At 62.3% G+C, this 12,601-nt stretch carries 11 protein-coding genes; 9 read left to right on the forward strand and 2 right to left on the reverse strand.

Annotated elements, in window-relative coordinates; genetic code table 11:
* Positions 1–26: 26 nt before the first annotated feature.
* Entirely contained in the window at positions 27–3,302 is a 3,276-nt protein-coding gene (gene rne, locus K8B33_RS01240; RefSeq protein WP_223422404.1) for a ribonuclease E, read from the reverse strand.
* A gap of 687 nt (positions 3,303–3,989) precedes the next feature.
* Between rne and K8B33_RS01245 the strand changes: the two genes are divergently transcribed.
* The 4 genes from K8B33_RS01245 to K8B33_RS01260 are packed head-to-tail and all read left to right on the forward strand — an operon-like array spanning position 3,990 to position 7,919.
* A complete protein-coding gene (locus K8B33_RS01245; protein ID WP_396020953.1) occupies positions 3,990–5,333 on the forward strand; it encodes an RluA family pseudouridine synthase in 1,344 nt (447 codons plus the stop codon).
* Entirely contained in the window at positions 5,333–5,995 is a 663-nt protein-coding gene (locus tag K8B33_RS01250; RefSeq protein ID WP_223422406.1) for an HAD-IA family hydrolase, read from the forward strand. The genes K8B33_RS01245 and K8B33_RS01250 overlap by 1 nt, the downstream gene beginning before the upstream one ends.
* A gap of 21 nt (positions 5,996–6,016) precedes the next feature.
* On the forward strand, positions 6,017–7,027 hold the full coding sequence (locus K8B33_RS01255; RefSeq protein WP_223422408.1) for a S49 family peptidase: 1,011 nt from the start codon (positions 6,017–6,019) through the stop codon (positions 7,025–7,027).
* Positions 7,008–7,919 (forward strand): N-acetylmuramoyl-L-alanine amidase, encoded by a 912-nt coding sequence (locus tag K8B33_RS01260; RefSeq protein WP_223422410.1) that lies wholly within the window; start codon positions 7,008–7,010, stop codon positions 7,917–7,919. Before K8B33_RS01255 ends, K8B33_RS01260 begins: the two co-directional genes overlap by 20 nt.
* A 6-nt stretch (positions 7,920–7,925) precedes the next feature.
* Here the strand turns inward: K8B33_RS01260 and K8B33_RS01265 are convergent, their stop codons facing one another.
* Entirely contained in the window at positions 7,926–8,582 is a 657-nt protein-coding gene (locus tag K8B33_RS01265) for a Maf family protein (protein WP_223422413.1), read from the reverse strand.
* A gap of 204 nt (positions 8,583–8,786) precedes the next feature.
* On the opposite strand from K8B33_RS01265, the gene K8B33_RS01270 reads away from it, so the two are divergent.
* The 5 genes from K8B33_RS01270 (at position 8,787) to fabG (ending at position 12,538) form a co-directional block, all read left to right on the forward strand.
* Positions 8,787–9,311 carry a YceD family protein gene (locus K8B33_RS01270; protein WP_223422415.1) on the forward strand — a complete coding sequence of 175 codons (525 nt, stop codon included), beginning with the start codon at positions 8,787–8,789 and terminating at the stop codon, positions 9,309–9,311.
* 25 nt (positions 9,312–9,336) lie between these two features.
* Positions 9,337–9,531: a 50S ribosomal protein L32 gene (gene rpmF / locus K8B33_RS01275; protein WP_223422417.1), complete on the forward strand. Its 195-nt coding sequence runs from the start codon at positions 9,337–9,339 to the stop codon at positions 9,529–9,531.
* A 166-nt stretch (positions 9,532–9,697) separates the two neighbouring features.
* Positions 9,698–10,720, forward strand: coding sequence for a phosphate acyltransferase PlsX (plsX, locus tag K8B33_RS01280; RefSeq protein WP_223422420.1), 1,023 nt, complete (start codon positions 9,698–9,700; stop codon positions 10,718–10,720).
* A 115-nt stretch (positions 10,721–10,835) separates the two neighbouring features.
* On the forward strand, positions 10,836–11,768 hold the full coding sequence (gene fabD, locus K8B33_RS01285) for an ACP S-malonyltransferase (RefSeq protein ID WP_223422423.1): 933 nt from the start codon (positions 10,836–10,838) through the stop codon (positions 11,766–11,768).
* A gap of 23 nt (positions 11,769–11,791) precedes the next feature.
* Positions 11,792–12,538 carry a 3-oxoacyl-ACP reductase FabG gene (fabG, locus tag K8B33_RS01290; RefSeq protein ID WP_223422425.1) on the forward strand — a complete coding sequence of 249 codons (747 nt, stop codon included), beginning with the start codon at positions 11,792–11,794 and terminating at the stop codon, positions 12,536–12,538.
* Positions 12,539–12,601 lie beyond the last annotated feature (63 nt).

The raw sequence follows: 12,601 nt of genomic DNA on the forward strand, positions 1-12,601 counted from the left end.
TTTGACGCGACTGGCGCGCAGCGGGGTCAGTCCGATTTGTTGTCTTCGGCCTGTTTGGCTGCTGCCAGTCGTTCTGCTTCCTGCTGACGCCGCAGCACACGCGGGTCATTGGAGGCCCGGGCGGTGGGTTGCTGGGCTGCCGGGGCAGGGGCTTTCGGCGTCGAGGCCGCTGGCTCCGCCGGTTTTTCCGCAGACTGCTGTGGTGCCGGTGCCGGTGCCGGTGCCGGTGCCTGGGGCGCCGCCGGGGCTGCGGGTGTTGCCTCTGGTGCTGCCGCTGCCGGTTTCTCTGCTACCGGCTTGTCTGCTACCGGTTTCTCGGTAGCAGGCGCTGGTGTAGCCGGTGTTGCCGCCGGTTTTTCTGCAGCGGGCTTTTCAGTAACGGCTTTTTCCGCAGCAGGCTTGTCCGCAGCGGGTTGAGGCGCAACAGGTTTTTCAGCTACAGGCTTGTTCCGGGGCTGGGACGGTGTGCCCTGAGCCGGTGTCGCCTTGTTGCCATCCACATCACGAGCCGCGGCATTATCGGTGTTGCGATCATCCCGGTTGCCGTTGGCGGCCGGTTTGCTGCTTGTGGCTTCGGCTTTCGGCTGCTCGGCAGGCTTCTGCTCAGCAGATGAGGGCTTCGGGCTGCTTGCCGGTTGCGCATCCTGCTGCTGTGCAGCGGGTGCCGTCGGGGTTGCAGCTGGCTGTGCTGCCGGTGTGTTGCCAGCCGTATCCACAGCCTTGTCTTGCGTCGGCGCCTTGGCTTCCGGCTGCTTTGTGGTATCCGCTGCGGTGTTGGCAGCAGCATCAGTGGCGGTAGCCGCAGCGGTTTCTGCGTTGGCGGCAGTGTCCTGGCCTTCGCGAGCAGGGCGCTGACGTTGACGCAACGGACGATCATCCTTCACCTGTGAACGACGCTCGGCGCCGTCCTGGCTGCGGATATCGTTGTTATCGCTGGGCGTATCGCTGTCGTCATTGCGTTCGCTGCCTTGCTGGCGCGATTGGCGTGGCTGGCGGTTTTCTTGCGCGTTGTCATTCTGCGCGCCTTGCTGATCACCCTGCTGACCACTTTGCTGGGCATTGCCGCCACCGCCACCGCTGCCGCCACGGCTGCGACGCCGACGGCTGCGGCCGCTGCGCGGTTGCTCAGGCTGAGCGCCGTCCTGTGCTGCGTCCTGGCGGTTGCCATCCGCATCATTGCGTTCCGCACGCTGCGGTTTGTCTGCGGCGGGCTGGGGGGCTTTTTGCTGAGGGCCCTTTTCTTGCTGTGAACGGTCCTGTTGACGGTCTTGCTGCTGACGTTCTGGACGCTCCTGGCGCCCACCGTCCTTGCGACCTTCGGCGTTGCGGTTGTCGTTGTTGCGACCGCCACGGCCACGCGGGTTGTCGCCGCGGGTGTCGTCCTTCTCGCCGCGGTTCTCGCCACGACTGTCTCGGCTACCGCGTGTGTCGTTGCGTCGACCACGGCCACCACCTTCGCTCTGGCGACCTTCGCCACCGCGACGGCTGCGGCCCTGACCACCCCGGGCTTCAGTGCCACGACGGTTGCCCTGGTTGTCTTTACGCTGCGGGGGCTTGCGTTCCGCTTTTACGCCCCGTGGTTCGTCACTCTTGAACAGCTGTACGATAAACGCCACGAGCCGGGCGAGCATGCCAGGTGCGGCAGCAGCGGCAGGCGCTGCTTCCGGTTCAGGTCTGGGTTTCGGCGGTGGTGCAGCGGTATCCGGTGCGACCAGTTTGACGGCCGCTTCCTGGCGTTTGATTTCGGTATCTTGCGCCGACACCAGGCTCGGATCTTCTTCACCTTCCAGCAGATCCACTTCGTGGCTGACCAGTGTGGCGTGAACCTGATCGTCGCGAATGCGCTGGACTTCAAAATGCGGTGTTTCCAGATTCTGGTTGGGGATGATCAGCACGCGAATCTTGTAGCGGCCTTCGATATCCCGCAGTGCCTGCCGTTTTTCGTTCAGCAGGTAGGTGGCAACCGGTACCGGCACCTGGGCCTGGATTTCGCCGGTGCGCTCTTTCATCACCTCTTCTTCCACCAGACGCAGGATGGAGAGTGCGAGGGATTTGACGTCACGGATGTGGCCCTGCCCGTTACAGCGCGGGCAGACAATGCTGGATGTTTCGCCAAGGGACGGGCGCAGGCGCTGGCGTGAAAGCTCCATCAGGCCAAAGCGGGAAATGCGGCCGACCTGCACGCGTGCGCGATCTGCTTCCAGCGCTTCACGCATGCGGTTTTCTACTTCACGCTGGTTGCGTGCCGGGCCCATGTCGATGAAATCGACCACGATCAGGCCGCCGATATCACGCAGGCGCAGCTGGCGGGAGATTTCGTCTGCCGCTTCCAGGTTGGTCTGCAGTGCGGTTTCCTCGATGTCCGCGCCTTTGGTGGCGCGGGAGGAGTTGATGTCGATGGAAACCAGTGCTTCGGTAGGATCAATGACAATGGAACCGCCGGAGGGCAGTTTCACTTCACGCTGGAATGCCGTCTCGATCTGGGATTCGATCTGGTAACGGGAAAACAGCGGTGTCTCATCCTTGTACAGTTTGATCTTGTTGGCAAAGTCGTTCATCACCTGGGTGACGAAGCCATTTGCTTCAGCAAACGTTTCGTCGGAATCGATCAGTACTTCGCCGATGTCCTTGCGCAGGTAATCGCGGATGGCGCGAATGATGACATTGGATTCCTGATACACCAGGAACGGGGCAGGGCGGCTTTTGCCGGCGGTATCAATGCTGTCCCACAGTTTCAGCAGGTAATCGAGGTCCCACTGCAGTTCTTCCGGGGAGCGGCCCAGGCCAGCGGTGCGTACGATCACGCCCATGTCGGCGGGCAGCTTCAGGGCGCCCAGTGCTTCCTTGAGTTCCTGACGCTCTTCACCTTCGATGCGGCGGGAGATACCGCCAGCACGGGGATTGTTCGGCATCAGGACCAGATAACGGCCTGCCAGGCTGATAAAGGTGGAGAGCGCCGCGCCTTTATTGCCGCGCTCTTCCTTGTCCACCTGCACGATGACTTCCTGACCTTCGCGGACCACTTCCTTGATATTGATGCGGCCCTGAATGTCTTTCGGGTCTTTGCTGAAGTACTGGCGGGAAATTTCCTTCAAGGGCAGGAAGCCGTGGCGCTCGGCGCCGAAATCAACGAAGGCAGCTTCAAGAGAGGGTTCGACGCGGGTGATCTTGCCTTTGTAGATGTTGGCTTTTTTCTGTTCCCGGGTGCGATGCTCGATGTCCAGATCATACAGCCGCTGGCCATCGACCAGTGCAACACGCACCTCTTCAGGGTGGGTTGCGTTGATAAGCATACGTTTCATGTGTCTACCACATTTATAGGGTAGCCATGACAGAGGGCCCATTGCCGGGCATCAGACCGGGAACCGGACGGACAGACTTCTTGTACAGCCGGGAGACGGCATGAAACGCCGTGTTAGCCCTCCCGTGAGGCTGTGGGCCGGTAATATCCGGCTATTCTGTCCCGAACGCGGCTCCCCGATGGTGTTCGGAGATCACGCCTGGGTTGTCTGCTGCCCCGGCGATGGTGATCAGCCCGGGCGGCATAGAACCTGTTATCTGGCTGAGGCCGCACATCAAGCGGGCGGCCCCGCGAGGCATCTTTCTGCCGTATAGCTATCGTATTCAGTCTGTCGCCCGATCAGTCGGGGCGTCTCTGCAGGCTACCTGGGTTGTCGAATCGCCGTCGTCGCAATAGGGGTTCGACGGCATGTCCAAAGGTATTTTCCTGCTGCGCCGGGCCATCATGATGTGCTCGGCGCCAGTCATATATCTGTCGCTTTGTCGGGCGAGTCCCTGCTGCACCCGGCGAATGTTCGCTGCGCGTCGCCGGGGCCGGTAAACGGCCGACAGGGAACTATAGCAGCAAAATAGTCGGCGGATCAATTAGATAGCTCTGGTGAATGGCTCCGACCCGGCGGCCGGCACCTGTGCAGACAGATTGAAGATGCCTGATGCACTTTGCCTGCGGCCTGTTTAGAATCGCCGGCATGTCAGACACCCCGAGCTCCACCCCCAGCGTCACTCATGTAAGCATCGATGCCGACCGCGCCGGTCAGCGTCTGGATAACTTCCTGATGGCCACGCTGAAAGGCGTCCCGAAGTCTCGCATCTATCGCATCATTCGCGATGGCCAGGTGCGCGTGAACGGAAAACGCATCAAACAGACCTATCGCCTGGAAGAGGGGGATCAGGTACGCATTCCGCCAGTGCGCGTTGCCGGTGACAACGGCACGCCCGCCGTAAGCCAGGCGTTGGGGGAGCGTCTCAGTCGCGGTCTCATTCACGAGGACGACAAGCTGCTGGTGTATAACAAACCGGTGGGGCTGGCAGTGCACGGTGGCAGCGGCATCAGCCTGGGGTTGATCGAATCCCTGCGGGTATTGCGCCCGGAGGACCGGAATCTGGAGCTGGTCCATCGCCTGGACCGGGACACCTCCGGCGCCATCATGCTGGCAAAGCACCGGCCTTTTTTGCGGCGCCTGCAGCGACTGATGCTCGACGGCGGCATCGACAAGCGCTACTGGCTGATCTGCCGGGGCTTTACCGGCAAGCAGCGCACCATCGAGGCGCCGCTGCTGAAGCAGACCCATGGCAACGAACGCGTGGTGCGTGTGTCCCAGGAAGGCAAGGCCTCGCGCACGGATTTCCGCTTGCTGGAGCGTTTCGGCGATCTGGCGCTGGTGGAAGCCACCCTGGGCACCGGCCGGACGCACCAGATCCGCGTGCATGCCCGCTTTGGCGGCTTCCCGTTGGTGGGTGATCCGAAATACGGGGACCCGCAGGAGAATGCCCACTGGGCGCGGGAGCTGGGTCACGCCCGTATGTTCCTGCACGCCCGCCATCTGGGGCTGCGGCACCCGGAGTCCGGTGAGATGTTACAGCTCACGGCGCCGTTGGATGAGGCGTTCGAGGACGCGTTGGTGCGGCTGCGGAAGCACCCTGTTACTGCACCGGCTGTCCTGGATGTGGTGACAGATGCTCCGGGCGATGAAGAACCGCCGCCCGCACGGGCGCGCAAGGCGCGCATGGGCACCACGGGTACTACTATGCTCGGCAGCAGGCCCGGCAACAGGTCCGACAATAAGTCCGGCACTGCAGCGTCGAAAAGCGGCAGGCCGGCAAAAGCGGCGACGCGAGGGTCTGCAGACGGTGACGCAAGGCCGGCCAAATCCTCTGTTGCCAGAAAGGGCACCAAGACGGATTCCAATACCGGTGCGAGAGCCAGCACCCGGGGCACCACTCGGTCCGGTCCGGCGGGCCGCAGCAAAGGGCGACCGTCCGGCAGGGCGACAGGGACGCCTCCGCCGAAGAACAGGCGGGGCCGCCGTTGATGCGCTATTCACTGATAATTTTTGACTGGGATGGCACCCTGATGGACTCTACGGGTCGCATTGTCAGTTGCCTCGCGCGGGCGGCAGCGGATGTGTCGCTGCCGGCATTGCCGCCATTGCAGCTGCAGTCGATCATCGGGCTGGGCCTGCATGAAGCCATCAGGGTGCTGTATCCCGCAGCAGACGAGATGCGGGTGGAAGCGATGCGCGAGCGGTATGCGGTGCATTTCATCGCGGCGGAACAGCAGCCCAGTCCGTTGTTCCCCGGCGCGCTGAACACGCTGGAGACATTGCGGGCGGAGGGGCTGCAGTTGGCGGTGGCCACCGGGAAGAGTCGCAAGGGCCTGGATCGGGTCTGGCGCAATACCGGTCTGGACCGCTACTTTCATGCCTCGCGCTGTGCCGATGAAACGCGTTCCAAGCCGCACCCGGATATGGTGCATGCCATACTGGATGAGCTGGCCTGTCCTGCGGAGCGGGCACTGGTGGTGGGTGACACCGGATTTGATATGGAAATGGCGGCGCGAGCCGGCGTGGATCGGGTGGGTGTGGTGTACGGCGCGCACGAGGTGGCCTTGCTGGAACCCCACGGCCCCCTGGCATTACTGGAACGTATTGATGCATTGCTGCCCTGGCTGGCGTCGGCCGGGCAGCGTGGTTGAATCGCAACGGGAGAAGGCAACATGGCGGAATCGGGATACGGTGTTCACGACAGGGGCACAGGCGCCAATCGGCCCACGCCACCGCAGAGTAATCGTGAGTGGCAACTGATAGAAAAAGTCGTGATGTCGATGCAGGACGAGCAGCGCAAACAGCGCCGCTGGAGCATTTTTTTCCGCATGGCAACGCTGGGCTACCTGTTCCTGATTCTGATTCTGTTTCTGCCCATGCGTATGGGGACCGGCGGCTTTACGGCGCCGACCCAGGCACATACGGCGATGGTGGATGTCAGCGGCATTATCGCCGACGGCGCAGAAGCCAGCGCCGATGCGCTCACCAGTGGTTTGCGTCGCGCTTTCGAGGCAGAGTTTTCGCAGGCCGTGATGTTGCGCATCAACAGCCCGGGCGGTTCGCCGGTGCAGTCCGCTTACGTCTACAACGAAATTCGTCGTCTCAAAGGTGAGTATCCGGACAAGAAAGTCTATGCCGTGATCACCGATGTCGGTGCTTCCGGCGCCTACTATATTGCTGCGGCCGCTGATGAAATCTACGTGGACCCCTCCAGCATTGTCGGGTCCATCGGGGTCATCATGGCCGGATTCGGTTTTACCGAGGCGCTGGAAAAACTGGGCGTGGAACGCCGTGTCCTGACCTCCGGTGATAACAAGGCCATCATGGACCCCTTCGGCCCGGTAGAGGCTGATCAGCAAGCCCATATCCAGCGGTTGCTGGATGGCGTGCACGCGCAATTTGTCGCCGCTGTCCGTGAGGGGCGCGGTGAGCGCCTGAAAGAAGCCGACCACCCCGAGTTGTTCTCTGGCCTGATCTGGACCGGCGAGGAAGCTGTGCAGCTGGGTCTTGCCGATGGCACCGGCAGCCCGGGCAATGTGGCGCGGGATGTGATTGGTGCCGAAGAGATTGTGGATTATTCGGTGTTGCCGCATCCGTTCGAGCGGTTCCTGCGCGGCTTTGGTGTCAGTATCGGTCGAGGTATCGGCCAGGTGATGGGTGTTGATGGCTGGAGTCTGCGCTGACACAAGACGCCGGCGCTGGCTGACCGGCGTCTTGGGTGTACTGGCGCTGGGGATGCAGCTCGCCGGGTGCGCCCAGGTGGAGCGGCGCGATGGCTATGTCGTGGACACGAGCCACGTGGCGGCCGCCCATAACAGCCGCGTCTATCATCTCGTCATGCATTACACCGGGCACCATGAAGCACGCGCACTGCATACGCTGACCGGCCCGCAGGTCAGCTCGCATTACCTGATGCCGTTGCCGGCGCGCCAGTTTCGTGGTGCGCCGCTCATCTATCAGCTGGTGGAAGAAAAGCGCCGCGCCTGGCACGCCGGGGTTAGTGAGTGGGGTGATCGGCGCAATATCAATGACACCTCCATCGGTATCGAGATCACCAATGCCGGCCCGCGCGGCACCTTGTTCGGGCTCTACTGGGCGCGCTATCCGGATGATCAGATCGAGGCCGTGATTGCGTTGGCGCAGGACATCATTGCCCGGCATGACATCGATCCGGTAAATGTGGTGGCGCACTCCGACGTTGCCCCCTCCCGCAAGCTTGATCCCGGCCCCCGATTTCCCTGGCGCCGCCTGTACGAGGCCGGCATCGGGGCCTGGCCGGACGATGACACCGTGGCGTGCTATGCAGCGGTCTTCAGCGCGGCACCGCCGTCGCTCATCACATTGCAGGCCGGATTACGCGGCTACGGCTATCCGATAGCGGTGAGCGGCGAGCTGGATGCACAAACTGAAGACGTACTGCGAGCGTTCCAGCTGCATTTTCGTCCGCGACGTTACGACGGGCAGGCGGATGTGGAAACCATGGCGGTGCTCTGGGCGCTGCTGGTGAAATACCGCCCGGGGGTGGTTCAGGCGCTGGCAGACGAGGTGGATGCCTACGCCTGCAGCGCGTCCTGAGTCGGGTCAGTTCGGTACCGGGGCGGGTGCAATGGGGGGCAGGGCAACGCCCTCGGCGCGCAGAAAGTCCGTCAGCATGATCAGGGGCAGCCCGATCAGTGCATTGGGGTCGCGTCCTTCCAGGGCACTGAAGAGCACAATGCCCAGCCCCTCGGATTTGAAACTGCCGGCGCAATGGAACGGCTGCTCCTGATCGACATACCGCTCGATGACATCATCAGTCAGGGTGCGGAAGTGCACCCGGAAGCGCTCACAGCCGCTCTGGTAGCGGCCGGTAACCGCATTCATCAGGCACAGGCCGGTCTGAAAGGTCACGCAGCTGCCGCTGCTGGCGCGCAGTTGCGCTATGGCCTTGTCTCGCGTGCCGGGCTTGCCCAGTACCTCGCCGGTGGCGGTCACCGCCACCTGGTCCGAGCCGATCACCCAGGCATGCGGGTGCCGTTCGGCGACGGCGGCGGCCTTGGCGCGCGCCAGTCTCAGGACCAGTTGCTCCGGTGTTTCCCCGGCCAGGGCGCTTTCGTCGATATCCGGGCTGTCACATTGAAAGTCGAGCCCGAGGCGGCCCAGCAGCTCACGGCGAAACGGGGAGGAGGAGGCCAGGACCAGATCCAGTGTCGAATCCTGTACTGAATCCTGTACTACAGAGCGGGGGGCGTCAGTCATGGGGGCTCCATCAGGGAAATGCCGTGCCGTAAAAGAGCGCACTCCCGGCAGTATTTCTGCCCGGATACGCCTACAATGAGCGATTAATGGGTGATTGTAGCCCTACTCATTTGCCTCTGCACGAGAAAAGCCTTTTCCATCAATTGGTTAGCTTTTCAACTTCACTTTGACAGGGGGGCTGTACGGCCCTAGAATTGCGCGCTTATGTTTTCAGAGCAATTGCCGCACTACGTCGAGCCGCGCAAGCTGGCTGATCAGGGTGTCCTCATCAGTGGTCAGACCACCGTCGCAGCCCTTCCCCGGTTCAGTGATTTCGATCAGAGCCAGGCGCAGGCAGTTTCGGTGGCGCTCACTTTCGAGCGGGATCCCGAGGACGGGCAGCGTATTGTTCACGGCACTGTTTCCGCCGCGCTGGTGATGACCTGTCAGCGCTGCCTGGAACCCGTGACGTGTGATGTGACCGCCCGGGTGAATCTGGCGCTGGTCTGGACCGAGGAAGAGATCAACATGCTCCCGGAGCGTTATGATCCCTGGCTGGTGACAGACGAGAAGATGACACTGGCGACATTGCTGGAAGAGGAATTGCTGTTGGCGCTGCCGCTGGTTGCCACGCATGAGCAATGCCCCACACGTCTGCCGGAGGGTGACCAGCCCGATGTGTCGGCGAGTGATGAAAAAGCGGATAACCCTTTTGCAGTTCTGGCAAGCCTGAAAGGCAGCCAGAAGTAACGACTTGCTTTATTAGGAGCGAACCATGGCAGTTCAACAGAACCGGAAAACCCGTTCCAAGCGTGACATGCGTCGCTCTCACGACGCCCTGTCTGCGCCGGCCCTGACCGAAGACAGCAACACCGGCGAAGTACATCGTCGCCATCACATCTCTCCGGATGGCTACTACCGTGGTCGTCAGGTTATCGCGTCCGTCGAGACTGACGACGACGAAGCCTGAGTCGATCATTGAACAACGGGAGCTGCGGCTCCCGTTTTCATTTGTGTCATGACCGGTTACGTTTTTCCTGGCGAAATTTTCTTTGCGAAAATGATGTCCCTGTCGCATGCTCTGCGGGCAATCATTCAGGACATCCTTTACAACAAAACAGAAGAGAGGCTGGCGCATGGCCCAGTTGACCCTGGCGGTGGATGCCATGGGCGGCGACCACGGCTTGTCGGTGACCATACCGGCGGTGGCGCGGCTGCTTCGGCAACATGCCGATTTGCGTATTCTGGTGGTGGGGCAGGAGGCTCCACTGACGGCGGCACTGGAAGCGGCAGGTCTTGCAGGTCATGCACGGCTTGAGCTGGTTGCCGCGACCGAAGTCGTGGAAATGCACGACCCCATTCCCGTTGCCCTGCGCAACAAGAAAGATTCCTCCATGCGTGTCGCCATCAATCAGGTGCGCGACGGGCGTGCGCAGGCCGCCGTCAGCGCCGGTAACACCGGTGCGCTGATGGCGATCAGCCGGTTTGTCCTGAAAACGTTGCCAGGTATTGATCGTCCTGCCATCTGTACTGCCATCCCGACCCGCAAGGGGCATTGCCACATGCTCGATCTGGGCGCCAATGTGGATTCCGAGCCAGAGCATCTGTTGCAGTTTGCGCTGATGGGCGCGGCCGTGGTGCGTGCCGTGGATGGCGTTGAGGCGCCCCGCGTGGCGTTGCTGAACATTGGCGAGGAAGACATCAAGGGCAACGAACAGATCAAGCTCGCGGCACGCCTGCTGCAACAACACCCCCAGCTCAATTACACCGGTTATATAGAAGGCAATGCCGTGTTCGCCGGGGATGCGGATGTTGTGGTGTGTGATGGATTTGTCGGCAATGTGGCGCTGAAAACCATGGAAGGGGTGGCGTCCATGATCAGCCAGATGATTCGCGAGGAAATCGGTCGCTCCTGGCTGAAGAAACTGTCGGGATTGCTGGCGTTGCCGGTGCTGCGCGGCCTGAAAGGGCGCCTGGATCCGGAGCGTTATAACGGCGCGAGTCTGGTGGGCCTCAACGGTATTGTGGTGAAAAGCCATGGTGGCGTAGGCGAGGCAGGCTTTGCGGCGGCACTGGAAGTGGCCTTGCTGGAAGCGAAGCGCAATGTGCCGGCACTGATCGGCAGCGCGCTGCAAACGCCAGTGGTTGCAGCGGAATAAGGTTTTGTTGCAAATCCGGCGCGCAATCTGCTGCCGGGGCAAGCACAATGCCCGCCGGGCTGAAATCGGACTGAAACCGCACTGAAAAAAGCACGTGTAGTGGAGCGAAGCATTTATGAGTAAAACGGCATTTCTGTTTCCCGGTCAGGGGTCGCAATCGGTGGCCATGCTCAGTGACTACGCCGGGGAATCGGTCGTTCAGCACACCTTCAATGAGGCCTCTGGTGCTCTCGGCTATGATCTCTGGCAGCTGATACAAAGCGGCCCGGATACCGAACTCAATCGTACTGAAGTGACCCAGCCCGCGCTGTTGACGGCGGGCGTGGCGCTCTGGCGTCTGTGGATACACCGTGGCGGGCAGCGCCCGGCGCTGGTGGCGGGCCACAGTCTGGGGGAATACACGGCCCTGACCTGCGCCGGTGTCATGAGCCTGGGGGATGCCGCGCGTCTGGTGGCGCGCCGTGGCGAACTGATGCAGAGCGCCGTGCCAGTGGGCACCGGTAGCATGGCTGCGGTGCTGGGGCTGGATGATGACAAGGTTCGCGAGGCCTGTGCCAGCGCCGCTGGCGGGCAAGTTGTTGAAGCCGTTAACTATAATGCGCCAGGCCAGGTGGTGATCGCCGGCGATGCAGAGGCCGTAACGCGCGCCATTGAGGCCTGCAAGGCCGCAGGCGCCAAGCGTGCCATGGCGCTGCCTGTCAGCGTGCCGTCACACTGCGCCCTGATGCAGCCAGCGGCGGATGCGCTGGCGGACGTACTGGCGGGCATTAATCTGCACGCGCCCGAAATGCCGGTGATCAACAACGTGGACGTGCAGGCCGAGCAGGACGTGGACGCCATTCGGGCCGCCCTGGTGCGGCAGCTGCATTCTCCCGTTCGTTGGGTGGAGACGGTGCAAAAGCTGGTGGCGGAGGGTGTCACGAAGGGCTATGAGTGCGGCCCCGGCAAGGTGCTCTCGGGCTTGATAAAACGCATTGACCGCAGCCTCGAGATGGTGGCGCTGGAAAATGCCGAGACGCTGCGGGCAGAGACCCCCAGCGGCGGATAACAGGGAATCACGGAGTAGAGCAGATGACAGCATCAGCAGAGCAGACAGCGCGCGTTGCGCTGGTAACGGGCGCCAGCCGCGGTATTGGCAAGGCGATTGCTGCCGGCCTGGCCGCTGCCGGCTACACGGTGGTGGGCACCGCAACAACACAGGCCGGCGCGGATGCTATCGGCGCCATGCTGGCCGGGCAGGGTGGCGGTGTCGTCATGGACGTCAGTGATGCGGAATCCGTCACAGCGGCCATGGCAACGATACAGGCGGAATACGGCGCCCCGCTGGTGCTGGTCAACAATGCGGGCATTACCCGGGACAACATCATGCTGCGCATGAAGGCCGAGGAGTGGGATGCGGTGATCAACACCAATCTCAATGCCCTGTTTCGGGTCACGCGGGCCTGTCTGAAAGGGATGACCAAGGCGCGCTGGGGCCGGATCATCAACATCACCTCGGTGGTGGGCACCATGGGCAATGCCGGGCAGGCCAACTATGCGGCGGCCAAAGGCGGCGCAGAGGGCTTTACCCGGGCGCTGGCGCGCGAGGTGGGGTCCCGGGCGATCACCGTCAATGCGGTAGCACCGGGCTTTATCCAGACGGACATGACAGAGGCGCTGCCCGAGGCACAACGTGATAACCTGCTGTCACAGATACCACTGGGCCGGTTGGGCCAGGTGGAAGAAATCGCCAGTGCGGTAACCTGGCTCGCCTCGGATGGCGCGGGCTACGTAACCGGCACCACGGTGCATGTCAACGGTGGAATGTTCACGGGCTGACACACAATTGGCAACATATGCACCCGGGCGGGTGGGGATCGTTGCTTGCATGGGCAATCAGCG

It is taken from the genome of Alcanivorax limicola (assembly GCF_019931215.1).
Taxonomy (GTDB): domain Bacteria; phylum Pseudomonadota; class Gammaproteobacteria; order Pseudomonadales; family Alcanivoracaceae; genus Isoalcanivorax; species Isoalcanivorax limicola.

Coding starts and splice junctions, on each gene's coding strand:
- rne (WP_223422404.1), bottom strand. CDS start 3,302: ATGAAACGTATGCTTATCAACGCAACCCACCCTGAAGAGGTGCGTGTT.
- K8B33_RS01245 (WP_396020953.1), top strand. CDS start 3,990: ATGTCAGACACCCCGAGCTCCACCCCCAGCGTCACTCATGTAAGCATC.
- K8B33_RS01250 (WP_223422406.1), top strand. CDS start 5,333: ATGCGCTATTCACTGATAATTTTTGACTGGGATGGCACCCTGATGGAC.
- K8B33_RS01255 (WP_223422408.1), top strand. CDS start 6,017: ATGGCGGAATCGGGATACGGTGTTCACGACAGGGGCACAGGCGCCAAT.
- K8B33_RS01260 (WP_223422410.1), top strand. CDS start 7,008: ATGGCTGGAGTCTGCGCTGACACAAGACGCCGGCGCTGGCTGACCGGC.
- K8B33_RS01265 (WP_223422413.1), bottom strand. CDS start 8,582: ATGACTGACGCCCCCCGCTCTGTAGTACAGGATTCAGTACAGGATTCG.
- K8B33_RS01270 (WP_223422415.1), top strand. CDS start 8,787: ATGTTTTCAGAGCAATTGCCGCACTACGTCGAGCCGCGCAAGCTGGCT.
- rpmF (WP_223422417.1), top strand. CDS start 9,337: ATGGCAGTTCAACAGAACCGGAAAACCCGTTCCAAGCGTGACATGCGT.
- plsX (WP_223422420.1), top strand. CDS start 9,698: ATGGCCCAGTTGACCCTGGCGGTGGATGCCATGGGCGGCGACCACGGC.
- fabD (WP_223422423.1), top strand. CDS start 10,836: ATGAGTAAAACGGCATTTCTGTTTCCCGGTCAGGGGTCGCAATCGGTG.
- fabG (WP_223422425.1), top strand. CDS start 11,792: ATGACAGCATCAGCAGAGCAGACAGCGCGCGTTGCGCTGGTAACGGGC.